This window comes from Tatumella terrea (genome assembly GCF_039523755.1).
GTDB classification, from domain to species: domain Bacteria; phylum Pseudomonadota; class Gammaproteobacteria; order Enterobacterales; family Enterobacteriaceae; genus Tatumella; species Tatumella terrea.
Map to the genome: position 1 here is coordinate 446,900 of NZ_BAAAFX010000013.1, position 24,218 is coordinate 471,117.

The window sequence follows — 24,218 nt, forward strand, 5'->3', positions numbered from 1 at the left end:
TTCTGACAGGGGAGGGACTTACCAGACGTAAGTCAGCAGGTCTCTGGACGTCGGGGTCATAAAATCGACCGACATCATGACGCTGAGAGCGGTAATGGCAACAATGGAGAAGACGAATAATTTCCTGGCCCAGAGGCGATCATCATTGGTCCGCTTATAGCCCGAAAGGGCCATACCGAGCCACCAGAGACTTACCACCGCAGCAACCACCAGATACTTGTAACCCGCGTATCCGCCCAGAGAGAGCATCAACGTGGCTATCATAAATGCCAGAATATAAATGGTAATATGATGTTTCGCGACAGAGATCCCCTTCACCACCGGCAATACCGGAATATTAGCCGCCTGGTAATCCTTAAACCGGTAGATGGCAATGGCATAGGAATGCGGCATTTGCCAGAGGCTAAAGATAGCCAGCAGGATCAGGGCACCGGCATCGAATTCATTCGATACGGCACAGTAACCGATCACCGGTGGCGCAGCCCCCGAAAGACTACCGATTAACGTGCCGTACACTGAATGACGCTTCATATAGAGGCTATAGATGCCGACGTAGACGATGAAGCCAATCACTGACAACCACATGGCCAGTGGATTGGCACCAAAGTACAACATCATAAAGCCAGCAATACCCAGGAAGGTCGCATACACCAGGCTGGTTTTCGCGGAAATGAGTCCTTTTACAAGAACCCTGTTCTTTGTTCTCTCCATTTTCCGGTCGATATCCCGGTCGATCACGTTGTTAAACACACAACCTGATGCCACCACTAATGATACGCCGACCATGGAGGTGAGGAATAAGGTGTAATTAATACTGCCTTTGGAGGCCAGTAAAAACCCACCAACCACAGAAATTAGATTTCCGAAAATAATTCCTGGTTTTGTCACTTGCAGGTATTGCTTAATCATTACGTATAACTCTTAGTGGGGCATCATGTTGTAATTAAGGTTCCACATGATCCAGAGTGAGCCAACCACAACAATCAGGATAATGATTGCCGAGAAGACGATGGCCACCAGGTTCCAGCCCCCCTCTGACTTACGGTCCAGATGCAGGAAACAGACAAGATGAACGATCACCTGAACCACCGCACAAAGAACGACCACCACTAACGTCGTGCTTTTTTCTGCGCTACCCTCCATCACCATCCAGAACGGGATCCCCGTCAGGATGATGGAAAGAATAAAGCCCGTAATATAAGACTTCAGACTTCCGTGAGACGCGCCATGTTCATTTACGGTATGACTCATTACATGGCCCCCATCAGATAGACAATGGTAAATACACAGATCCAAACCACATCCAGGAAGTGCCAGAACAGGCTCAGACACATGATACGGGTACGGTTAGCTGCACTCAGCCCACGGGTGGCGACCTGATACATCAGGACCAGCATCCAGATAAGCCCGCAGGTCACGTGCAGACCATGCGTGCCGACCAGAGTGAAAAAGGCCGACAGGAAGCCGCTGCGTTGTGGCCCCCAGCCTTCGGCAATCAGATGGTGGAACTCATTGATCTCCATACCGATAAAGCCAAGACCGAACAGGAAAGTCAGCACCAGCCAGCCGACCACGGCATTTTTGCTGTTTCTGTTCATGGCGATGACAGAGAAGCCGTAGGTTATTGAGCTAAACAACAGCAACGCTGTTTCACCCAGAACATAAGGCAGTTCGAAGAAATCCTTACCTGAAGGCCCCCCGGCGGTGTTATGAACCATCACCGCATAGGTAGCAAACAGTGTTGCAAAGATAATGCAGTCACTCATCAGGTAGATCCAGAAGCCAAAGACTTTATTGGCTCCTGCATCGTGATGCCCATGCGCTGCATGGGCGTCGTGCTGTTTGGACAGAGTTGGAGAAGACATTATTTCACACCTGCTTTGCTGAGTTCTTCAAAGTGTTTGCGTTCAGTCCGTTCGACCTCTTCGACTGAGACATAATAATCCACGTCTTCATCGAAGCTTTTAGCAATCCACAGCGCAATAATGGCTACGAAAGAAACCCCCGCCAGCCACCAAATCCACCAGATCATGGCAAAACCGAAAACGGTGGCAAACAGCGCAATAATGGCCGGAACACCGCTATTTTTCGGCATATGAATGGCTTCATAGTGCGCAGGCTGCTGGTACGCTTCACCGCGTTCCTTCATTTCCCAGAACGCATCACGTTCATGGATTTCAGGGATCACGGCAAAGTTATACGCCGGAGGAGGGGAGGAGATAGACCACTCCAGTGTACGGGCACCCCACGGGTCACCGGTCAGATCACGGTTTTGATCGCGGTCACGGACAGAAACCCAGAACATAATCAGCTGACACAGAATACCCAGCGCGATAATCCCGGCACCACAGGCAGCCACCACCAGTAGCGGATGGAATTGCGGGTCAATGTTCTGGCTCAGACGACGGGTCATCCCCATAAAGCCTAACGCGTACAGCGGCATAAAGGCGACGAAGAAACCGATGATCCAGCACCAGAAAGAACGTTTGCCCCAGGTTTCATTCAGCGTGAAGCCGAACGCTTTCGGGAACCAGTAAGTGACACCCGCCATACAACCGAATACCACACCACCGATAATCACGTTATGGAAGTGAGCAATCAGGAACAGGCTGTTATGCAGCACAAAGTCAGCACCCGGTACGGCCAGCAGCACCCCGGTCATTCCGCCCACCGAGAAGGTGATAATAAAACCCACGGTCCAGAGCATCGGCGCGGTCATCTGAACGCGTCCCTGATACATGGTGAACAGCCAGTTAAAGATTTTCACCCCGGTCGGAATCGCGATGATCATGGTCATAATACCGAAGAAGGCGTTAACGTTGGCGCCGGCACCCATGGTGAAGAAGTGGTGGAGCCAGACAACAAACGACAATACGGTAATCGCCACGGTCGCCCACACCATGGAGGTGTAGCCAAACATCCGCTTTTTGGAGAACGTCGCGGTGACTTCAGAGAAGACCCCGAAGACCGGCAGAACCAGAATGTAAACTTCCGGATGTCCCCAGACCCAGATCAGGTTGACGTACATCATCATGTTGCCGCCCATTTCATTAGTGAAGAAATGGAAGCCCAGATAACGGTCAAGTGTCAGCAGTGCCAGGGTAACGGTCAGTACCGGGAACGCAGCGATAATCAGTACGTTGGTACACAGCGATGCCCAGGTAAAGATCGGCATTTTGAACATCGTCATGCCAGGTGCACGCATCTTCAGAATGGTGACGAAGAAGTTGATCCCGGTCAGTGTGGTCCCGATACCGGATAACTGCAGACTCCAGATCCAGTAGTCGACCCCGACCCCGGGACTGTATTCACTCCCGGAAAGCGGCGGATAGGCCAGCCAGCCAGTCTGTGCAAATTCCCCGACCCCGAGCGACAGGTTAACCAGAATCACACCGATCGCGGTAAACCAGAAGCTGAGGTTGTTCAGGAACGGGAAGGCGACATCACGCGCACCAATTTGCAGGGGCACGGCAATGTTCATCAGTCCGACGACAAAAGGCATCGCCACGAAGAAGATCATAATCACGCCGTGCGCGGTGAAGATCTGATCGTAGTGATGCGGCGGCAGGAAGCCCGCCTCGCCGGCCGAGGCCAGTACCTGCTGGCTACGCATCATTATCGCATCGGCGAAACCACGCAACAGCATGACGAACGCCAGGATAATGTACATGATACCGAGCTTTTTATGGTCGATAGAGGTAATCCATTCAGACCACAGGTACTGCCACTTACCGAAGTAAGTGATAGCCGCCAGAATAGCGATACCGACAATGATAATAGCGGAGCAGGTCACCATGACGATTGGTACGTCTAATGGAACCGCCGCTAAACTTAATTTTCCTAACATGGTTTATTCCCCTGCTCCGGCGGTAGCCTGATGGCTCATATCCATACCTTCGTGCTGAGACATGGTCATATTCCCGTCATGTGCCATGAACTTATCGACAACCTCGTTGAAAAGTTGCGGATTCGCGGTAGAGAAGTACTCCACGGGATTATTCTCACTCGGTGCGGCCAGCTGGTTGAATTGATCCAGGGTGGTCAGCGTATTTGACGACGCCTTCACCTTATCTACCCATTGCTGGAAGTCCGCGTTGTCTTTGGTGGCAATGGCTTTGAACTTCATACCAGAGAAACCACGACCGCTGAAGTTAGACGAAATACCGTCAAAAATTCCTGGCTGATTGGCAATCAGGTGCAGTTTGGTCTGCATTCCTGCCATCGCGTAGATCTGGCTGCCAAGGGTAGGAATAAAGAAGGAGTTCATCACGGAGTTCGAGGTGATTCTGAAACTGACCGGCGTATTGACCGGGAAGGCAATCTGGTTAACCGTGGCTATCCCTTGTTCCGGGTAGATAAACAGCCATTTCCAGTCCAGGGCAATGACGTCAATCTCGACAGGTTTTACCTCTGAAGCGATAGGTTTTGCGGGTTCAAGTGCGTGAGTTGATTTCCATGTCAGCACACCCAGGAAGAGAATGATAAGGATAGGGACGATCCAGACCACCGCTTCCACTTTATTCGAGTGCGACCAGTTAGGTGAATATTTAGCGTTCGTATTCGACGCCCGATATTTCCAGGCAAACACGATAGCCATAAAGATTACAGGGATCACCACCACTAACATCAAGCCGAAGGCTGTCATGATCAGTGAACGTTGCTCCATTGCAATCTGACCTTTGGGATTTAATAAGGCACTATCACATCCGCTGAGTAACACTGCGCCGGTGATAAGTGACAAAATCCCCAAACATTTATTGTATTTCCTGAGTCTCATTTAACGACCTCAATGACAAAGGGCTTATTGTCGTTTAAGTGTGGTGGCATTTTACGGTAAGGTTTCTTTACTGTAAACCAAATTGAGGTTGTGTCATCAGAATGTATCCTTACCCTCAGTAAAATTTAACAAAGTTTACCCGGAGTTAAAAAGCTAAGATACATCAACCAGTTAGTCGCTATTCGAACAGACTGAAATATTCTTATCGCTAATATTCCTTATAGCTATAACGGCCACGGGCTGTTATAAGAAAATTAACATTTAACCTTTTGTTAACTATTTAGCCGGTTATTTCGGCAATGTGCTGGCTATAATTTGGCCAGTTGTTAACAGCTATGAAACGGGGGGGATTAAAATAATGTGCCACCCCATTTCAGATTACGCATTAAATGTCACTTTTTTATCTGCCGGCAATCGAGCATCACTCCGAATAATACGGCGAGGCAGAGAATGGCCATTCCTGTTTCAAAAATGGGCGCATCCCGAAAGCCGGCGGGTAGCCAATGGAACGCTGACAGCATAAGTGTAGACAGCCAGCCCAAAAGTACCAGGCAACCGGCAAGAAACACCCGGAAAGCCAGGCGATAAGCGGAGGGAAATGCGGTTCGCCGCGGAAAAGAGGTTTGCCGGGTGAGTCCGTTGAGGCTGTGACGGCTGATGAGCAGCAGCAGCAGCCCCGGTACTCCGGCAAAAACGGTAAAGGCATAAAATAACGGCCATCCCCACAGTTCGACCAGCCAGCCGGCGGCCGGCCCCACATAGACCCGGCCTACCGCCGAGAGTGCCGACAGCAAAGCGAACTGGGTGGCTGAAAACGATGCGTTACATAACGCCATCAGCAGGGCGACAAAGGCGGCGGTGCCCATGCCCCCGCACAGGTTTTCGATAAAGACCGCGCCGGCCATGCTCCACAGATGGACCGGCGTGACACTCAGTAGCCAGTAAGCCAGATTGGATACCGTCTGAAAGATACCAAACCACATCAGTGCGCGGAACAGGGTCAGTCGCTGCATCAGCACGCCGCCATACAGCGCCCCGATGATGGTTGCCAGTAACCCGAGCGTTTTATTTACCAGCCCGACATCCCCGGCACTGAACCCCAGGCCACGGATCAGAAATGTGGTACTCAGCGCACCCGCAAACGCGTCACCGAGCTTATAAAGGATGATCAGGGTGATCATCAGCCAGGCATTATTGCGGCCGAAAAAGTCGAGCAGGGGGGCGACCACGGCCTCACGGAGGGTCAGCGGACGTACCGCCGTGGTCTCCGGCTCTTTTGCCATCAGGGTCCCGAGGATCCCGGGCAGCATCAGCAGAGCCATCAGCCAGTAAGTGGCATGCCAGCCGAGAAAACGATCCGCCAGCCAGAGGGCTAAGCCACCGGACACCAGCATGGCGAGCCGGTAACCGAGCACCGTAATCGCCGCACCGCTGCCGCGTTGCTCTTCCGGAAGGACATCCGTTTTCCAGGCATCAAAGACGATGTCCTGGGAGGCTGAGCAAAAGGCGACGATCACTGCCAGTAAAGCAAGCCAGGTCAGATGACCGGCAGGCTGAATAAAGCCCATGGCGGCAATGGTGATCATCAGGGCGCATTGCGCCATTAATAACCACCCGCGACGACGGCTCAGTACCGGTGGAGCATAGCGATCCAGAAAGGGAGACCAAAGAAACTTAAAGACGTAGGCCTGTCCGACCAGAGAGAAAATACCGATAGTTTTCAGATCGATATTTTCAACGGTCATCCAGGCCTGAAGAGTACCGGACGTTAAGGCCAGCGGTAAGCCTGACGAAAACCCCAGTAATAGCAGAACAGTAAAGTTTCGCTGGCTGAAAATCTTTAAATAGTCTGAACGCATGACACCCTGCTGCATGATGAAAATTCATGCAGCAATCATATCATTCAGCGGGAGTTTTGTTTAATGAAGTCATTGATGCTGGTGTCCTGAGCCATATCAGAAATCACATCGCTCATTGTGGCATTGACGGCATTAGTGATCTTTTCGTTCGTGGCATTGAAGGCACCTTCCACACTGTAGGTCTGACGATAGGTTTTGACCTGACGGTTACCATTTTTCGCCGTAGCCGTGATGGAGATGTCCGCATTAGTCGTAATGCTGTAACGCAGGTTCCCCTGAGTGACATTCGCATAGAGTTTGTTGACGACGATCTGCAGGTCAACCGCACCGTTCGGGCCAATCATATAACCGCGCGCGGTCATCTGTTTTTCCAGCACTTCCTGCAACAGGAAACGTAAATCACGTGACGGCGTCAGGGTAACCAGCTGGTTATCACGGTTAATCTGCGCCAGCGCCTGGCTGGTACGTTGGTCGGCCCCGTTAACGCTGATAGTCACGCCCATCAGGCTGGGGTCTTGCTGAGGTAATGTCATTTTCGGGGTGACATCAAGGGTATTACTGCTGGTAGCGCAGCCGGCAAGGGCAAAGACTGCCAGCAGAGGGAAGATTACGCGTTTTAACATACAAATTTTCTCATCACATGATAAAAACAAGATAGCCCGCAACACGGTGTGCCGGCAGAACCCGGGCAGCATACCCGGGAAGGCTGTCAGATGAATCTGTAAAAGCCTCTGGATTTCAGCGGATAACTCATCCATAGTCCGCGGATGTTACCGCTCTATCATGCTTAATCGTCTATTAAATAGCACGTAATTTTTTTGCACAGATAGCGCCGTGATTCTGAAAAACAAACTAGTATTGATAATGAAGGGCAGCGTGCTCGCAAGCCAGGAGTAACAGAGATGATTCGGGGAATAATAGAAGACAAATTACGCAACGAATTTCAGCCTGTCCACCTCGATGTTCAGGATGAAAGCTATCGTCACAACGTGCCTGCCGGTTCAGAAAGCCACTTTAAAGTGGTGATTGTCACTGACCGCTTTGCGGGACAGCGTTTTCTGGCCCGGCATCGCGCAATCTACAGTGTCTTATCTGAGGAACTGGCAGGCCCGGTCCATGCCCTCGCACTGCATACGTATACCACCGCAGAATGGCAGGGCTTGCAGGATACGGTTCCCGCGTCCCCTGACTGTCGCGGGGCCGGGTTACAGGCATAATCTGTCCCGGGTGACTCTCTCTGTAACGGCCCTGCGGCCGTTTTTTTTATGAAAAAAATCCGGAGCGGATCAAAAATCAGCGTCAGTGCCCTGATCCACTGCATGTGGCACCTCGACTCATTCCCCCGATGCCGCTATAATGCTGCGTCTATTTTTCCGGAATGTCTTCGGGACGCTTCTGGTAACAGGGAACGGAGTATTCTTCACGGAAGCCGTCCCGGTTGTTAGATAGTGCGTATTCATTAATGCGTGATGTCTGAAGTTGACCGAGCACGTGATTTTTTGAGGTAACAAGATGCAAGTTTCAGTTGAAACCACACAGGGCCTGGGCCGTCGCATTACCATCACAGTCGCTGCTGACAGCATTGAGACTGCGGTGAAGAAAGAACTGATTGATGTAGCGAAGAAAGTCCGCATCGATGGTTTCCGTAAAGGCAAAGTACCTGCCAACATCATCGAACAACGTTACGGTGCTTCCGTGCGTCAGGACGTGCTGGGCGAACTGATGTCCCGCAACTTTATTGATGCGATCATCAAAGAAAAAATTAATCCGGCGGGCGCACCTAAGTATGTCCCGGGTGAGTACAAAGCGGGTGAAGATTTCACTTACGCGGTAGAGTTTGAAGTCTACCCGGAAATCGAACTGCAGGGTCTGGACGCTATCGAGGTTGAAAAACCTCAGGTAGAAGTGAAAGACGAAGATGTCGATACCATGCTGGACACTCTGCGCAAGCAGCAGGCTGACTGGAAAGAAACCAGCGAAGCCGCGGCAGCTGAAGACCGTGTCACTATCGACTTCACGGGTTCGGTTGACGGTGAAGAGTTTGAAGGCGGAAAATCGTCTGACTTCGTACTGGCCATGGGCCAGGGTCGTATGATCCCTGGTTTCGAAGACGGCCTGGTCGGTCACAAAGCCGGTGAAGAATTCACCATCGACGTTAAGTTCCCGGAAGATTACCACGCCGAGAACCTGAAAGGTAAAGACGCGAAGTTTGCGATTGTTCTGAAAAAAGTAGAACAGCGCGAACTGCCGGAATTCACCGAAGAGTTCGTGAAACGTTTCGGTGTGGCTGACGGATCGGTTGCCGGTCTGCGTACCGAAGTTCGTAAGAACATGGAACGTGAACTGAAAAATGCCGTACGTAACAACATCAAAACCCAGACTATCGATGGCCTGATCAAAGCCAATGACATCGATGTTCCGGCTGCGCTGATCGACAGCGAAATTGATGTTCTGCGTCGCCAGGCGGCACAGCGTTTTGGTGGTAACGAAGCGCAGGCGCTGGAATTACCGCGTGAACTGTTCGAAGAGCAGGCAAAACGTCGCGTTGTTGTTGGCTTACTGCTGGGCGAAGTTATCCGCACCAGCGAACTGAAAGCTGACGAAGAGCGTGTTAAAGGCCTGATCGAAGAAATGGCTTCAGCGTATGAAGATCCACAGGAAGTGATCGAGTTCTACGGCAAAAATAAAGAGCTGATGGACAACATGCGTAATGTTGCTCTGGAAGAGCAGGCGGTAGACGTTCTGCTGGAAAAAGCGAAAGTCACCGAAAAAGCGGCCAGCTTCCAGGACCTGATGAACCAGGCTCAGACAGCATAAGTGGTGTCTGAAGTGTACTGAAATGAAGCCCGTGAGCCAGATGGTCACGGGCTTTTTTACTTATACAGCGAGCTTCCCGCAGGCAGGCATACTTTTTCTTTATATTTCCATCATCTACTGGCAGATTATCGGCCAGACTCATGCATAATCTTCGCGAATCCTCAAAAGATTGTTATGCTTGAATTACTGGCAGTTATCCCCACATATGAGGGAGTGTGAGAAGAAACTGGCTGATTAACCGTCCTGACGTTGTCGGAAGGAGGCAGGCTTCGTGGGAATCGTAGCTTTCCTAACGTAAAATCGGTACAGAGTGTTACCAACGAACTTTATTCAGGAGACGGTTATGTCATACAGTGGCGAACGTGAAATGACAGCATCACAGATGGCCCTGGTGCCAATGGTGGTTGAGCAGACCTCGCGCGGTGAGCGGTCATACGACATTTTTTCCCGCTTACTTAAAGAGCGAGTGATTTTCCTGACCGGCCAGGTGGAAGACCACATGGCTAACCTGATTGTGGCGCAGATGCTTTTTCTGGAAGCTGAAAATCCTGAGAAAGATATCTACCTGTACATCAACTCACCCGGTGGCGTGATCACCGCAGGGATGTCAATTTATGACACCATGCAGTTTATCAAGCCTGATGTGAGCACCATTTGTATGGGGCAGGCATGTTCAATGGGGGCATTCCTGTTGACGGCGGGGGCAGAAGGGAAACGTTTCTGTCTGCCAAATTCACGTGTCATGATCCACCAGCCGTTAGGCGGATTCCAGGGACAGGCATCGGACATCGAAATCCATGCCCGTGAAATCCTGAAAGTGAAACAGCGCATGAATGAATTGATGGCGAAACATACCGGCAAACCGCTGGAACAGATCATTGATGATACAGAGCGTGACCGTTTCCTCTCAGCCTCAGAAGCGGTAGAGTATGGGCTGGTCGACTCAATTCTGACGCAACGTAAATAAAACTTTTTGCTACACTGCACTCAATGTCAGACGTGCAGTCTGAAGTAGCCGGAAGTGTTTTGCCGGGTGTCGCTCGCCTGACCCTGGGGCCTGGCGGGCAGCCGAAACTATAAAGAGGTTAACTGATGACAGAGAAGCGCAAAGACGGTTCAGGTAAGTTGCTGTACTGCTCTTTTTGCGGCAAGAGCCAGCATGAAGTGCGTAAACTGATTGCCGGACCGTCAGTGTATATCTGTGATGAATGCGTCGATTTATGCAACGACATTATCCGCGAGGAAATCAAAGAAGTTGCACCGCATCGTGAACGTAGTGCCCTGCCTACGCCGCGCGAAATACGCGTTCATCTCGATGATTACGTGATTGGCCAGGAAAAAGCCAAGAAAGTTCTGTCAGTAGCGGTATATAACCACTACAAGCGTCTGCGCAATGGTGATACCAGCAATGGCGTTGAACTGGGCAAGAGTAACATTCTGCTGATTGGTCCGACCGGTAGCGGTAAAACCTTACTGGCCGAAACCCTGGCGCGTTTACTGGATGTGCCTTTCACCATGGCCGATGCCACCACCCTGACCGAAGCCGGTTATGTGGGTGAGGATGTGGAAAACATCATCCAGAAACTGCTGCAGAAATGTGATTATGATGTGCAGAAAGCACAACGCGGTATCGTCTACATCGACGAAATTGACAAAATTTCCCGTAAATCGGATAACCCGTCAATCACCCGTGATGTCTCCGGTGAAGGGGTTCAGCAGGCTTTACTGAAACTGATCGAAGGGACAGTCGCCGCCGTTCCGCCTCAGGGAGGACGTAAACATCCGCAGCAGGAATTTTTACAGGTCGATACCTCTAAAATCCTGTTTATCTGTGGCGGTGCGTTCGCCGGCCTGGATAAAGTGATTGCTCAGCGTGTCGAAACCGGCTCCGGTATCGGGTTTGGCGCCACGGTCAAAGATAAGTCTCAGAAAGCGACTGAAGGTGAATTACTGTCCCAGGTTGAACCTGAAGACTTAATTAAATTCGGTCTGATCCCTGAGTTTATCGGTCGTCTGCCGGTGGTTGCGACGCTGAATGAACTGAGTGAAGAAGCGCTGATCCAGATCCTGCGTGAGCCGAAAAATGCCCTGACCAAGCAGTATCAGGCATTATTCAGCCTCGAGGGTGCAGAGCTTGAGTTCCGCGATGAAGCACTGACGGCGATTGCCAAAAAAGCCATGGCCCGTAAAACCGGTGCCCGTGGTCTGCGCTCTATCGTGGAAGCCGCTTTACTGGATACCATGTACGATTTACCGTCCATGGAAGGGATTGAAAAAGTCGTCATTGATGATTCTGTCATTGAAGGCAAATCCGAACCTATGCTGATCTACAGCACGCAGGAAGCACAGGCTTCTGGCGAATAATTCAGCAATTCCGGCAGTCCGGTAACGAATGAAAGGGGAAAATTGCTTCCCCTTTCATTTTTCTCGCATTTATGACATTGAATGTGGTGTCAACATCCCCATATACTCAATTATCTTTGGGCCTTTAGCACCCTGGTCAGACGAATGGGGTGGCAGCCTGTTACCTGGCGGAAATTAACTAAGAGAGAGCTCTATGACTTCTGAGCGTTCCGAACGCATTGAAATCCCCGTATTGCCATTACGCGATGTGGTGGTTTATCCGCACATGGTTATTCCGTTGTTTGTTGGGCGCGAGAAATCGATACGCTGTCTGGAAGCAGCGATGGACAACGATAAAAAGATCCTGCTGGTGGCTCAGAAAGAAGCCACGACAGATGAACCCGGCGTCGGTGATCTTTTTTCAGTAGGTACTGTTGCTTCTGTCCTGCAAATGCTGAAACTTCCTGATGGTACGGTCAAGGTACTGGTTGAAGGGTTACAGCGTGCACATATCGACACCCTCGCCGATGACGGTGACCATTTTGTAGCCCGTGCAGACTATCTGGCGTCTGCAGAGATTGAAGAACGTGAGCAGGAAGTCCTGGTCCGTACCGCAGTCAATCAGTTTGAAGGCTACATAAAACTGAATAAGAAGATCCCACCGGAAGTGCTGACATCGCTGAACAATATCGATGATGCGGCGCGTCTGGCGGATACCATTGCAGCGCATATGCCGCTGAAACTGGCAGATAAACAGTCTGTGCTTGAGATGACTGACATCACAGAGCGCCTCGAATACCTGATGGCGATGATGGAGTCTGAAATTGACCTGCTGCAGGTCGAGAAACGCATCCGTAACCGCGTCAAGAAACAGATGGAAAAAAGCCAGCGCGAGTACTATCTGAACGAGCAGATGAAGGCGATTCAGAAAGAACTCGGCGAGATGGACGACGCTCCTGACGAATTTGAAGCACTGCAGCGTAAAATTGATGCGGCCAGAATGCCGAAAGAGGCAAAAGAAAAAACCGAAGCTGAGCTGCAGAAACTGAAAATGATGTCACCGATGTCTGCAGAAGCGACAGTGGTGCGTGGTTATATCGACTGGATGGTTCAGGTGCCCTGGACCGGCCGAAGCAAGGTCAAAAAAGACCTGCGTAAGGCGCAGGAGACGCTGGATACCGACCACTACGGTCTTGAGCGTGTGAAGGATCGTATCCTTGAGTATTTAGCGGTCCAGAGCCGTGTGAATAAAATCAAGGGGCCTATCCTCTGTCTGGTAGGGCCTCCGGGGGTCGGTAAGACCTCACTGGGACAGTCCATTGCTAAAGCGACCGGTCGTAAATATGTGCGTATGGCACTGGGCGGCGTTCGTGATGAAGCAGAAATCCGTGGACACCGCCGGACGTACATTGGCTCAATGCCTGGCAAACTCATCCAGAAAATGGCGAAAGTCGGGGTGAAAAACCCGCTGTTCCTGCTGGATGAAATTGACAAAATGTCGTCTGATATGCGTGGCGACCCGGCCTCTGCGTTGCTGGAAGTGCTGGACCCGGAACAGAATATCGCCTTTAACGATCACTACCTGGAAGTGGATTATGACTTGTCCGACGTGATGTTTGTCGCGACCTCAAACTCCATGAACATCCCGGCACCACTGCTGGACCGTATGGAAGTGATCCGTCTGTCCGGTTATACCGAAGACGAAAAGCTGAATATTGCTAAGCGTCACCTGTTACCGAAACAGATTGAGCGTAATGCACTGAAGCCGAAAGAAATTACGGTGGAAGACAGTGCGCTGATGGGCATCATCCGCTATTACACCCGAGAAGCCGGTGTGCGTAGCCTGGAACGTGAACTGTCTAAACTGTGTCGTAAAGCAGTGAAAGCATTGTTACTGGATAAAAACCAGAAACACATCACCATCAACAGCGAAAACCTGAAGGATTTCCTCGGGGTACAACGCTTTGATTACGGACGTGCCGACGAAGAAAACCGTATCGGTCAGGTCACCGGTCTGGCATGGACCGAAGTCGGCGGTGATCTGCTGACCATCGAAACGGCCAGTGTGCCGGGTAAAGGTAAACTGACCTATACCGGTTCTCTGGGCGAGGTGATGCAGGAATCTATCCAGGCGGCGCTGACCGTTGTCCGTGCCCGGGCCGATTCACTGGGGATCAGCAGTGACTTCTACGAGAAAAGGGACATTCACGTCCACGTTCCGGAAGGTGCAACCCCGAAAGATGGCCCGAGTGCAGGTATTGCCATGTGTACCGCGCTGGTCTCCAGCCTGACGGGGAACCCGGTGCGTGCCGATGTGGCGATGACCGGAGAAATTACGCTGCGGGGTCAGGTATTACCTATCGGTGGCCTGAAGGAAAAACTGCTGGCAGCGCATCGCGGCGGTATCAAAACCGTCCTGATCCCTGATGAAAACAAGCGAGACCTGGAAGAGATCCCGGATAACGTGATCGCCGACCTGAAAATTCATCCGGTTAAACGTATCGAAGAAGTGCTGAGTCTGGCACTGGAACGTGCGCCTGAAGGGTTTGAAGTCGTCAGTCACTAGTACTGCTGACGGGGTTCGCTGAGGGCTGAAGATCGCCGGATGACGGCGATCTTCAGCGAATTCCGGTCCGTAAAGGCCGGAAATGAAGATTCGGACTGAATACCGTTGTATCGGGCTGAGATGCTTGCTATAACAAGGCTGTTCTTTACCGGGGCAGTAGCCTGGCGGTGAAGTGAAAAATTAAAAGGGGATGATAGAGTGAATAAATCACAATTGATCGACAAAATTGCTGCAAATGCGGATATCTCCAAGGCAGCGGCTGGACGTGTATTAGATGCTTTTATGGGTGCAGTCACCGATTCACTGAAAGACGGTGATGAAGTTGCTCTGGTCGGTTTCGGGACGTTCTCTGTCCGTGAAAGAGCTGAGCGTACCGGACGTAACCCTCAGACCGGGAAAGAAATCACTATCCCGGCCGGTAAAGTCCCGGGCTTCCGTGCAGGTAAAGCGCTGAAAGACTCTGTTAATTAATAAATTTTAGCAACATGAAAGGAATTTCTTTCATGCATTGAGGACTGTGCAGACGTTCTCATGTAACATACAGGCACATCATGGTGATGTGCCTTTTTTTATGCCGGATACCGGTAAAATCAGATCCGGCGGCTGCATCACCAGAAAACGATGAAAAACTGCTGACACCTCGGTCGGCTGGTTTTTGAGTTGAACGGCGACGGTAAAGCGTCATATTTACACTACAGCGGAGTGTTGCCATACCATGATGGACAATTTACGCACGGCCTCTAGCCACATCGTGCTGAAGATTATACTGGGACTGATCATTGTTTCATTCGTGCTGACCGGCGTGGGTAACTATTTGATTGGTGGTAATAGCGATTACGCTGCAAAAGTTAATGGCACGACGATTAGCAGGGCAGAGCTTGAAAATGCGTTCAACAATGAGCGTAGCCGCGAGCAGCAACAGCTGGGGGCGCAATTCTCTCAACTGGCCGCTAACCCGCAATTTATGCAGCAGATGCGTCAGCAGGCAATGTCTGACCTGATCGATCAGACGCTGATGCAACAGTATGTCAAGTCATTGAATCTTGATGTCAGTGACGCGCAGATCAAAGAAGCTATCTTTGCTCAGAAAGCGTTCCAGACTGACGGCCGGTTTGATAATGCCCGTTTTAATGGTCTGATTAACAACATGGGGTATACCGCGGATCAGTACGCCGCTGCGCTGCGTAAAAGCCTGGTAACCAGTCAGATTGTCAATGCGGTGACCAACACCGACTTTGTGCTGAAGAATGAAAGCAGCCAGTTAGTCAGCCTGATAGCGCAGACCCGCAGCGTCCGCGAAGCGGCGTTCAATACGGATGCACTGGCGGCGAAACAGACGGCCTCTGATGATGAAATCAGCAGCTATTATCAGCAGCATAAAGACAGCTTTATGACTCCGGAACAATTCCGCGTCAGCTATATTGAACTGGATGCTTCGGCACTGCAAAAAACGCCGACTCAGCAACAGGTTCAGGCATGGTATGACAGCCATAAGAGCGACTATACCCAGCAACAACAGACCCGTTTCAGTGTCATCCAGGTGAAAACCGGGGCCGAGGCTCAGGCTATTCTGGCGCAACTGAAGCAGGGGGCAGATTTTGCGACCCTCGCGAAAGAAAAGTCTGTCGATGCTATTTCTGCTCGTAAAGGCGGAGATATGGGCTGGCTGGAACAGGACACTCTGCCGGATGAGCTGAAAAATGCCGGCCTGACGCAAAAAGGTCAGTTGTCGGGCGTGATCAAAAGTTCGGTCGGTTACCTGATTGCCCGTCTGGATGATATTCATCCGCAGCAGGTTCAGCCACTGTCTGCGGTTTATAACACCGTAGCGCAGCAGGCCGCACAGGATGCGGCGGTCAGCGAGTTCTATAAGTTACAGCAGAAAGTGAGTGATGCCGCGAGCAATAACAATACCTCACTGGCCGGTGCAGAAAGCGCAGCCGGGGTGAAATCTGTTGAAACTGACTGGTTCAGCCGTGACTCAGTGCCGGCGGCACTGAACTTTGATCCGGTGAAGCAGGTACTGTTCGGCGGTACGCTGCTCGGCAGCAACGGTTCTGTGGGCAGCAACTCTGACATTATCAGTGTCGATGGCGACAGAGCTTTCGTGGTCCGTATTTCAGAGCACAAACCTGAAGCGGTGAAACCGCTGGATCAGGTCAAAGCGCAGATTGCCGACCGTATTAAGCATGATAAAGCGATGCAGCTGGCCCGCACACAGGCCGCGTCGGTTATCGATGAACTGAAAGCCGGTAACACCACTGCCTTTGATGCTGCCGGACTGAAATTCGGCGAAGCTGAGACGCTGAGCCGTAATAGCCAGAGTTCGCTGACGTCCACAGCCTTTGCATTGCCGGAGCCGGCAGCAGGTAAATCTTCTTACGGCATCAGTGAGGATATGCTGGGGAATGTGGTTATCCTGTCTCTGGATAAAGTGATCCCCGGGACTTTACCGGCAGCGCAGGTCACTCAACTGGTTAACGGTGTGAGCCAGAATAATGCGCAGCTGGTCTTTGCCGCGCTGTTACAGAACCTGCGTCATGATGCGAAAATTAAGATCGGTGCGGCGGCACAATCCGAGTAACTGACCGCATAAAATAATGTCACTCTGTAACCCGAAAGGCTGCTTTTTGCAGCCTTTCGTTTTTTTATCCGGGGCACTCTGTCGCGTCCCGGAGAGCTCTGTCATCGTATGGCTGAATTTTCATCTATGGAGAGCCATGACTATGTTAAAGGAACAACGACGCTTCCGGATTTTTTCATTATGTTTGGCCCTGGCGGCCTGCAGTTTTCAGTCTCCTGCCACCCCTTCCGCGACAGTGGCTGGCAGCCCCGCACCGGTGGCGGAGGAACAGGCCGGTCCCGGAAAAGTAAGTATTAATCAGGCCACGGCAGAAATGCTGGCAGAGGCCATGAACGGGGTCGGATTAAAGAAAGCCCGGTCGATAGTGGAATATCGCGAGCAGTACGGGCCTTTTACCTCGGTAGAGCAGTTGGCAGAGGTTCCGGGGATGGGCACCAGCCTGGTCGAACGGAATCTCAGCCGGCTGACACTCTGACCCGGGCGTGCTGCTTTGCCGCGTGACCGGTTTGCGGCACAGCCAGGGGCAAAGAGACGACAGCACAGACCAGAGACGGGAAAACCGCAGGAGTACACCGCAGCAGGGGTGTCACAGCATACCGGAACGATTGCAGATGAGTCAGCTGCGTCCGTAGCGGGGAGTCTGAAAGCACAGGGGCAGCCCTGAATGTGCTCCCCTGTGCATCAGAACGGCTATTGCAGACCGGTTTTTTGCTTCATCGCATCCATCACGGCATGCGGGTTTTGCTGGTAATCGTCCAGCCCTCTGGCCCTGAGGTGACAGGCCGCACATTCACCGCAGCCATCGCCCTGGATACCGTTATAACAGGTCAGTGTCGCAGTACGCACCAGCGGCAATTGTTTCCAGTAATCGGCCAGGGCCCAGGTTTCTGCCTTATTCAGCCACATCAGGGGCGTTTCGAAACGCACATTACGGGCCATACCCAGTTCAACGGCATGGTTCAGTGCTTTGACGAAATCGTTTCTGCAGTCCGGATAGCCGGAGAAGTCGGTTTCACACACCCCGGTGATGACGGCCTCTGCATTCACCTGATAGGCATAAATGGACGCGAGGGTCAGAAACAGAATATTTCGGCCTGGTACGAAGGTACTCGGCAGTCCATTGCTGTCCGGGGTATAGGCAGGCACCGGAATATTGTCTCTGGTCAGACTGCTGATGGCCAGTTCGTTGAGCAACGTGACATCCAGCACTTTGTGGGCACAGGCGCCCAGTTGCTGACTGAGCTGGCGGGCAACATCAATCTCCTGACGATGGCGTTGACCATAATCAAAAGTGACGCAATGTACCTCATCATACTGATTCAGGGCCTGAATCAGGCAGGTGGTGGAATCCTGCCCGCCACTAAAAACTACTACAGCGCTTTTCATTATCAATATTCCCGTCAAAAATACCGGCCTATGTTACCGCCTGACGGACAAAAGAACAAAACTGGCGGCACAGAAGGGTGTTTTTAGCAGGGGAGTTGTGACTGAAATCCGCTGATATCCCCGATATTTTCTGCGACCCATGCCGGGTTGTAATATGTCTCCGGGTAGCGCTCGCCGCTGTCGCAGATTAATGTCACCAGCGAGCCACACTCACCGTTGGCTTTCATTTTTTCCGCCACATGTAACAACCCGATGAAATTAGTGCCGGTCGAGGGGCCTACGCGACGACCGAGAATTTTTTCCAGCGCGTACATTCCGGCCAGCGATGCACCGTCAGGAACTTTTAGCATCTCATCGATGACATCCGGCAGGAAAGATGGCTCGACCCGTGGGCGACCGATACCCTCAATCCTGCTGCCCGCTGAGTGGTTCAGTCCGGGATCCCGGTGTTTCCAGTAATCATAAAAGACGGAGTTTTCCGGATCGGTCACCAGAAGGCGGGTAGGGGCACCGCGATAGCGGATGTAACGACCGAGCGTAGCGGAAGTCCCTCCGGTACCGGCACTCATTACCAGAGTATGTGGCACCGGGTAGGGTTCATCCTGCATCTGACGAAAAATACTCTCGGCAATATTATTATTGCTGCGCCAGTCGGTGGCCCGCTCTGCGTAGGTGAACTGATCCATATAATGCCCCTGTTGTTCGCGGGCCAGCTGTGCAGACTGCTGATAGATTTCAGACGAGGTTGCCACGAAGTGACACTGACCGCCATAGAACCTGATCTGTTCTGTTTTACGCCGGGCTGTACTGGCGGGCATCACAGCGATAAAGGGTAACCCCAGCAGACGGGCAAAATAGGCTTCAGAAACGGCTGTACTCCCGGAAGAAGCTTCGATGACCGGGGTATGCTGATTGATCCAGCCATTGCTCAGGCCATAGAGGAAGAGGGAACGTGCCAGCCGGTGCTTCAGACTACCACTGGGATGGGTGCTCTCATCTTTCAGGTAGAAATGAATTCCCGGATACTCTTTCAGGCTAAAGCGGATCAGGTGTGTATCGGCAGAGCGCCGGAAGTCAGCATTAAGTTCGTTAACAGCATCGCGTACCCAGGTATCAGCCATGGTTTTATCTCCGGAAATAAAAAAATAGCATAAAGCACCCTGCGGAAAAAAAGGTCACTAAATACGGTTTAAAATGGCAGAATAAGAGAAAGATATTCTCCATGGGGGCGTTATGATAGATAAAACTGACCGAAAGCTGCTCGCTCTGTTACAGGAGGACAGTACATTGTCCCTTCAGGAACTGGCCATGGCGGTTAACCTGACCTCAACGCCCTGCTGGAAGCGGCTGAAAAAACTGGAAGATAATGGCATTATACGCCGCCGTGTCACCCTGCTGGATGGTGAAAAGCTGGGGCTGGGACTGACCGCCTTTATGTTTGTAAAAACCAGACAACACAGTAAAGCGTGGTATCAGACCTTTTCGGACCTGATCAACGGATTACCGGAAGTGATGGGGTGCTACCGGATGGCGGGGGAGTATGATTATCTGCTGCGTATTCAGGTTGCTGACATGAAAAGTTATGATGCTTTATATAAAAAGCTGGCCGAAAGCCTCGATGGTCTGACCGAAGTCACCTCCAGTTTTGCGATGGAAGAAATTAAATATACCACGGCCATTCCGCTGAGCGTTTAAAACGCGACATCATGAGATCTCTTTGTGCAGTTATTTAGCTATTTACGTGAGTATTTCTCTTCAGAATGGCGGCGCTACTCAGGCGCGGTCAGTTTGCTGATTATTATTTCTCTGATGCAGTTAGTCCCGCCCCGGCTGGTCGGTATTATTGTCGATGGGGTGACACACCATAGTCTGGGAACCCGCCAGCTGACGGGCTGGATCTCGCTTATCTTAATCACCGCACTACTGACTTATCTGCTGCGATATGTCTGGCGGATCCTTCTGTTCGGTGCATCTTACCGGCTGGCGCTGGTACTGCGGGAAAAATACTATCGCCAGCTCAGCCAGCAGAGTCAGGTATTCTACAGTCAGTACCGGACCGGGGATCTGCTCGCCCGGGCCACTAACGATGTGGACCGGGTGGTTTTTGCTGCCGGAGAAGGGGTACTGACGCTGATCGATTCGCTGGTCATGGGGCTGGCGGTACTGGTGGTGATGAGCACACAAATCAGCTGGCAGCTCACCCTGGCGGCACTGCTCCCGATGCCGTTAATGGCATGGGTCATTAATCGTTGTGGTAAAAAATTACATCAGCGTTTCCGCGCCGCACAGGCCGCATTCTCGTCCCTGAACGATCAGGCGCAGGAAAGTCTGACCAGTATCCGTATGATCAAAGCTTTCGGGCTGGAATATCACCGGTCAGCACAGTTTGCTGAGACCACGGCACAGACCAGCAGGGACAACCTTCACGTTTCAAAGGTCGATGCTCTGTTTGAGCCAACGATCTATCTGGCTATCGCCTGTTCTAACTTTCTGGCCATTGCCGGAGGCGGCTGGATGGTCTGGCATCATCAGCTGACGCTGGGACAGCTCACCAGTTTTGTTATGTATCTGGGCCTGATGATTTGGCCGATGCTGGCGCTGGCCTGGATGTTCAATATCGTTGAACGGGGGAGTGCGGCGTGGACACGTATTTCTGCGTTGCTGTCGCTGCCACCCACGTTACCCGACGGGGATCAGCCGCTGCCGGAAACACGCGGAGAACTGGTGGCAGAGATCACCCGTTTTAGCTATCCCGGCACGGAGACCGACATTCTGCACGGGGTCCGTTTCCGGTTACCCCCGGGGGGAATGCTGGGGATTTGCGGGCCGACAGGCAGCGGGAAAACCACCTTACTTTCGCTGATTCAGCGGCATTATGATCTGAGTGAAGGGCGCATTGACTATCACGGCTATCCGCTGCCGGCATTATTGCTGGATGGCTGGCGTCAGCGCCTGTCGGTGGTTAATCAGACACCGTTTCTGTTTTCAGACACGATTGCGAACAATATTGCGCTGGGAGATCCCGGGGCCAGTCGTGAGCGGATAGAGCAGGCGGCGCTGCTGGCCTCTGTCCACGACGATATTTTGCACTTACCTGACGGTTATGACACGCAGGTGGGAGAACGGGGCGTTATGCTTTCCGGCGGACAAAAACAACGTATTTCTCTGGCCCGGGCGCTGCTGATGAATGCAGAAATCCTGATCCTGGATGATGCGCTCTCCGCCGTGGACGGTGAAACAGAACAACGCATCCTGTCCCGACTGCAGGAATGGCGGGCAGGGAAGACCGTGATCATAACGGCCCACCGTCTTTCTGCGTTACAGGGGGCCGACGAGATCCTGGTACTGCAGCAGGGACGGATCGCCCAGCGAGGAACACCGGCAGTGCTGGCGGAAGACGCCGGATGGTACCGTGAAATGTCGCAATATCAGAAAATTGCTGAATCCCTGTCTCACCGTACCGAACACCCTCAGTCTCAGGAGCATTAAGTGTCGCAGCCAGTCTCTTTTACGAAAACATTAATGCGTCTGCTGTCCTACGGGCGGGACTGGAAAAAGCCACTGACGATGGCAGTGCTTCTGCTGGTGATGGCTTCTGCGGCACAGGTGACCGGGCCTGCTCTGGTCAGCTACTTTATCGATCATTTTATCAGTACCCGGCAATGGCAATGGTTGCCGGTGCTGGCATTGGGGGGCGGCTTTCTGCTGCTGCAAATACTGGCGGCCGTTTTTAATTACCGCCAGTCACTGCTGTTTAACCGGGTCGCTATCGGGGTGGTCCGGAAAATTCGTTGTGAAGTGATGGATGCAGCCCTGCGTCAGCCATTATCGGCTTTTGACACCCGGCCGGTGGGGCAGCTTGTTTCCCGGGTCACCAATGACAGTGAAGTGGTCAGAGATTTATATATTTCTGTGGTCGGCAGTGTATTGCGTAGCGGGGTCCTGATCATCTCCATGCTGGTGGCGATGTTTATTCTGGACTGGCGAATGGCGCTGATTGCCGCCGGTATTTTTCCGCTGGTGATCGCCGTAATGATTATCTACCAGCGTTACAGTACCGGTATCGCCCGTCAGGTGCGAACCTTCCTCGCGGATATTAATAACAGCCTCAATGAGGTGATCAGCGGAATGACGGTGATTCAGCAGTTCCGGCGGCAGAAGTATTTTGCAGAACAGCTCCGTCAGCATAACGAAAACCACTATCAGGCGCGGATGAAAATTCTGCGACTGGATGCTTTCTTACTGCGCCCGTTATTAAATCTGTTTTCGGCGATTATTTTGTCTCTGCTGGTACTGCTATTTAGCTTGTCGGCCCCCGGACATTTTGAAGTGGGTGTCCTGTATGCGTTTATCGCCTATCTGGGACGTATCGAAGAACCCTTAATTGAACTGACTACCCGGCAATCATTGTTACAGCAGGCGGTCGTCTCGGCCGAGCGTATCTTTGAACTGATGGATGCGCCGGCCCAGCAATATGGTCCGGACCACCGGGCGCTGAAAACCGGGGCTCTGACCATCAATAATCTTTCCTTTGCGTATAAGCCTGGTCAGCCGGTGCTGAAAAATATTCACTGCCGGTTATCTTCCGGGGGATTCCTGGCTCTGGTCGGACATACGGGGAGTGGAAAAAGCACGCTGGCCGGTTTGCTGATGGGCTATTACCCCATTGCAGAGGGAGAAATTACGCTTGATGGCCGGAAGATTTCGCAGTTAAGCCATGCTGTACTGCGTAAAGGGATTGGTATGGTGCAGCAGGATCCGGTGATCCTGGCCGATACATTACTGGAAAATATTTGTCTGGGCAGAGAGATTAGCGCGTCGAAAGTCATGGCCGCGCTGGAGCAGGTCAAACTGATGGAATGGTTTCAGTCTCTGCCTGAAGGGCTTCATACCCGGATGGGAGAGCAGGGGAAAAGCCTGTCCGCCGGACAAAAACAACTGCTGGCACTGGCCCGCATCCTGGTCGATATCCCGGTATTATTAATTCTGGACGAGGCAACGGCCAGTATCGATTCCGGGACAGAACAAGCGATTCAGCAGGTGCTGAACCAGATACGTAAGAATACCACCCTGGTGGTTATCGCTCACCGGTTATCGACCATCACGGCGGCGGATACGATTCTGGTTCTGGAAAGAGGGGAGGTTATCGAGCAGGGAACACATCAGCAACTACTGGACCACCGTGGCCGCTATCGGCAGATGTATCAGTTACAACAGGCCGGTAATGAGCTATCACATCGCACTGCAGACTTTCCCGCTTCCGGCAATGCACTCAATTAGTACATTTTAATCAGACTGTTCTGATGAATGCACCACAATAGTGCCGCCGGCGTTATCGTGGTGCATCAGGCCTGAATTTTTTTATTCCCGCCATCCTCTCTGTTCTGAAAATCCGTTAACAGCCCGCTATCGTCGCATATCAGAAAAATAATTTATGAAATTATACAGATGGCATGCCATTTGCTTAAGATAGTCCAGGTTCAATGTAACTGATAATTTCAATACCCGGAGGGAGTGATATGAAGCTGGTAACCGTGGTGATTAAGCCATTTAAGTTAGAAGACGTGCGTGAAGCATTATCTTCCGTAGGTATCCAGGGCCTGACCGTCACTGAGGTGAAAGGCTTCGGTCGCCAGAAAGGGCACGCCGAACTTTATCGCGGTGCGGAATATAGTGTAAATTTTTTACCTAAAGTAAAAATTGATATTGCTATTGCCGAAGATCAGCTTGATGAAGTTATTGATATTATTAGTAAAGCTGCTTACACCGGTAAGATTGGTGATGGGAAAATTTTCGTGTCTGAACTGCAGCGGGTCATTCGTATCCGTACCGGTGAAACAGACGAAGCTGCGCTTTAATTTAGCCGTTGATTGTTGAGGTAGGGAA

General features: G+C 51.7%; 21 protein-coding genes. 12 read left to right on the top strand and 9 right to left on the bottom strand.

The genetic code is table 11. From position 1 onward, the window contains the following. Window positions 1-18: 18 nt before the first annotated feature. The 7 genes from cyoE to ABD035_RS10240 form a co-directional block, all read right to left on the bottom strand. Window positions 19-909, bottom strand: a complete 891-nt coding sequence (gene cyoE, locus ABD035_RS10210; RefSeq protein WP_212714283.1) for a heme o synthase — start codon at window positions 907-909, stop codon at window positions 19-21. 12 nt (window positions 910-921) lie between these two features. Then, a complete protein-coding gene (locus tag ABD035_RS10215; protein ID WP_212714284.1) occupies window positions 922-1,251 on the bottom strand; it encodes a cytochrome o ubiquinol oxidase subunit IV in 330 nt (109 codons plus the stop codon). Next, the gene (locus tag ABD035_RS10220; RefSeq protein ID WP_212714285.1) at window positions 1,251-1,865 is read right to left on the bottom strand and encodes a cytochrome o ubiquinol oxidase subunit III; all 615 of its coding nucleotides are present in this window, start codon (window positions 1,863-1,865) and stop codon (window positions 1,251-1,253) included. The genes ABD035_RS10215 and ABD035_RS10220 overlap by 1 nt, the downstream gene beginning before the upstream one ends. Continuing rightward, on the bottom strand, window positions 1,865-3,847 hold the full coding sequence (cyoB, locus tag ABD035_RS10225) for a cytochrome o ubiquinol oxidase subunit I (protein WP_212714286.1): 1,983 nt from the start codon (window positions 3,845-3,847) through the stop codon (window positions 1,865-1,867). The genes ABD035_RS10220 and cyoB overlap by 1 nt, the downstream gene beginning before the upstream one ends. A 3-nt stretch (window positions 3,848-3,850) precedes the next feature. Then, on the bottom strand, window positions 3,851-4,777 hold the full coding sequence (gene cyoA / locus ABD035_RS10230; protein ID WP_212714287.1) for a cytochrome o ubiquinol oxidase subunit II: 927 nt from the start codon (window positions 4,775-4,777) through the stop codon (window positions 3,851-3,853). A gap of 392 nt (window positions 4,778-5,169) precedes the next feature. Next, a complete protein-coding gene (ampG, locus tag ABD035_RS10235; RefSeq protein WP_343869844.1) occupies window positions 5,170-6,636 on the bottom strand; it encodes a muropeptide MFS transporter AmpG in 1,467 nt (488 codons plus the stop codon). Between the two features lie 44 nt (window positions 6,637-6,680). Further along, window positions 6,681-7,259 (bottom strand): lipoprotein, encoded by a 579-nt coding sequence (locus tag ABD035_RS10240; protein ID WP_343869846.1) that lies wholly within the window; start codon window positions 7,257-7,259, stop codon window positions 6,681-6,683. 279 nt (window positions 7,260-7,538) lie between these two features. Between ABD035_RS10240 and bolA the strand changes: the two genes are divergently transcribed. The 8 genes from bolA (at window position 7,539) to ABD035_RS10280 (ending at window position 17,421) form a co-directional block, all read left to right on the top strand. After that, on the top strand, window positions 7,539-7,853 hold the full coding sequence (bolA, locus tag ABD035_RS10245; protein ID WP_212714289.1) for a transcriptional regulator BolA: 315 nt from the start codon (window positions 7,539-7,541) through the stop codon (window positions 7,851-7,853). A 295-nt stretch (window positions 7,854-8,148) separates the two neighbouring features. Beyond that, the gene (gene tig, locus ABD035_RS10250; protein ID WP_212714290.1) at window positions 8,149-9,453 is read left to right on the top strand and encodes a trigger factor; all 1,305 of its coding nucleotides are present in this window, start codon (window positions 8,149-8,151) and stop codon (window positions 9,451-9,453) included. Window positions 9,454-9,796: 343 nt separating this feature from the next. Continuing rightward, window positions 9,797-10,420 (top strand): ATP-dependent Clp endopeptidase proteolytic subunit ClpP, encoded by a 624-nt coding sequence (gene clpP / locus ABD035_RS10255; RefSeq protein WP_212714291.1) that lies wholly within the window; start codon window positions 9,797-9,799, stop codon window positions 10,418-10,420. A gap of 125 nt (window positions 10,421-10,545) precedes the next feature. Further along, window positions 10,546-11,817, top strand: coding sequence for an ATP-dependent protease ATP-binding subunit ClpX (clpX, locus tag ABD035_RS10260; RefSeq protein ID WP_212714292.1), 1,272 nt, complete (start codon window positions 10,546-10,548; stop codon window positions 11,815-11,817). 193 nt (window positions 11,818-12,010) lie between these two features. Continuing rightward, window positions 12,011-14,362 (top strand): endopeptidase La, encoded by a 2,352-nt coding sequence (gene lon, locus ABD035_RS10265; protein WP_343869850.1) that lies wholly within the window; start codon window positions 12,011-12,013, stop codon window positions 14,360-14,362. A 198-nt stretch (window positions 14,363-14,560) separates the two neighbouring features. After that, window positions 14,561-14,833 carry a nucleoid-associated protein HU-beta gene (hupB, locus tag ABD035_RS10270; RefSeq protein WP_212714294.1) on the top strand — a complete coding sequence of 91 codons (273 nt, stop codon included), beginning with the start codon at window positions 14,561-14,563 and terminating at the stop codon, window positions 14,831-14,833. Between the two features lie 244 nt (window positions 14,834-15,077). Further along, the gene (gene ppiD / locus ABD035_RS10275) at window positions 15,078-16,946 is read left to right on the top strand and encodes a peptidylprolyl isomerase (protein ID WP_343869854.1); all 1,869 of its coding nucleotides are present in this window, start codon (window positions 15,078-15,080) and stop codon (window positions 16,944-16,946) included. 142 nt (window positions 16,947-17,088) lie between these two features. After that, on the top strand, window positions 17,089-17,421 hold the full coding sequence (locus ABD035_RS10280) for a ComEA family DNA-binding protein (RefSeq protein ID WP_425579719.1): 333 nt from the start codon (window positions 17,089-17,091) through the stop codon (window positions 17,419-17,421). A gap of 215 nt (window positions 17,422-17,636) precedes the next feature. On the opposite strand, the gene queC is transcribed toward ABD035_RS10280, so the two are convergent. Further along, window positions 17,637-18,332, bottom strand: coding sequence for a 7-cyano-7-deazaguanine synthase QueC (gene queC / locus ABD035_RS10285; protein WP_212714296.1), 696 nt, complete (start codon window positions 18,330-18,332; stop codon window positions 17,637-17,639). Window positions 18,333-18,415: 83 nt separating this feature from the next. Then, on the bottom strand, window positions 18,416-19,453 hold the full coding sequence (locus ABD035_RS10290) for a PLP-dependent cysteine synthase family protein (protein ID WP_343869859.1): 1,038 nt from the start codon (window positions 19,451-19,453) through the stop codon (window positions 18,416-18,418). Between the two features lie 112 nt (window positions 19,454-19,565). Between ABD035_RS10290 and ABD035_RS10295 the strand changes: the two genes are divergently transcribed. The 4 genes from ABD035_RS10295 (at window position 19,566) to glnK (ending at window position 24,190) form a co-directional block, all read left to right on the top strand. Next, window positions 19,566-20,027 carry an Lrp/AsnC family transcriptional regulator gene (locus tag ABD035_RS10295; RefSeq protein WP_343869861.1) on the top strand — a complete coding sequence of 154 codons (462 nt, stop codon included), beginning with the start codon at window positions 19,566-19,568 and terminating at the stop codon, window positions 20,025-20,027. Between the two features lie 24 nt (window positions 20,028-20,051). Continuing rightward, window positions 20,052-21,821, top strand: coding sequence for a SmdA family multidrug ABC transporter permease/ATP-binding protein (locus ABD035_RS10300; RefSeq protein ID WP_343869865.1), 1,770 nt, complete (start codon window positions 20,052-20,054; stop codon window positions 21,819-21,821). Further along, window positions 21,822-23,612 (top strand): SmdB family multidrug efflux ABC transporter permease/ATP-binding protein, encoded by a 1,791-nt coding sequence (locus ABD035_RS10305; RefSeq protein WP_343869867.1) that lies wholly within the window; start codon window positions 21,822-21,824, stop codon window positions 23,610-23,612. Window positions 23,613-23,851: 239 nt separating this feature from the next. Then, on the top strand, window positions 23,852-24,190 hold the full coding sequence (gene glnK, locus ABD035_RS10310; RefSeq protein WP_025902464.1) for a P-II family nitrogen regulator: 339 nt from the start codon (window positions 23,852-23,854) through the stop codon (window positions 24,188-24,190). Window positions 24,191-24,218: the final 28 nt, after the last annotated feature.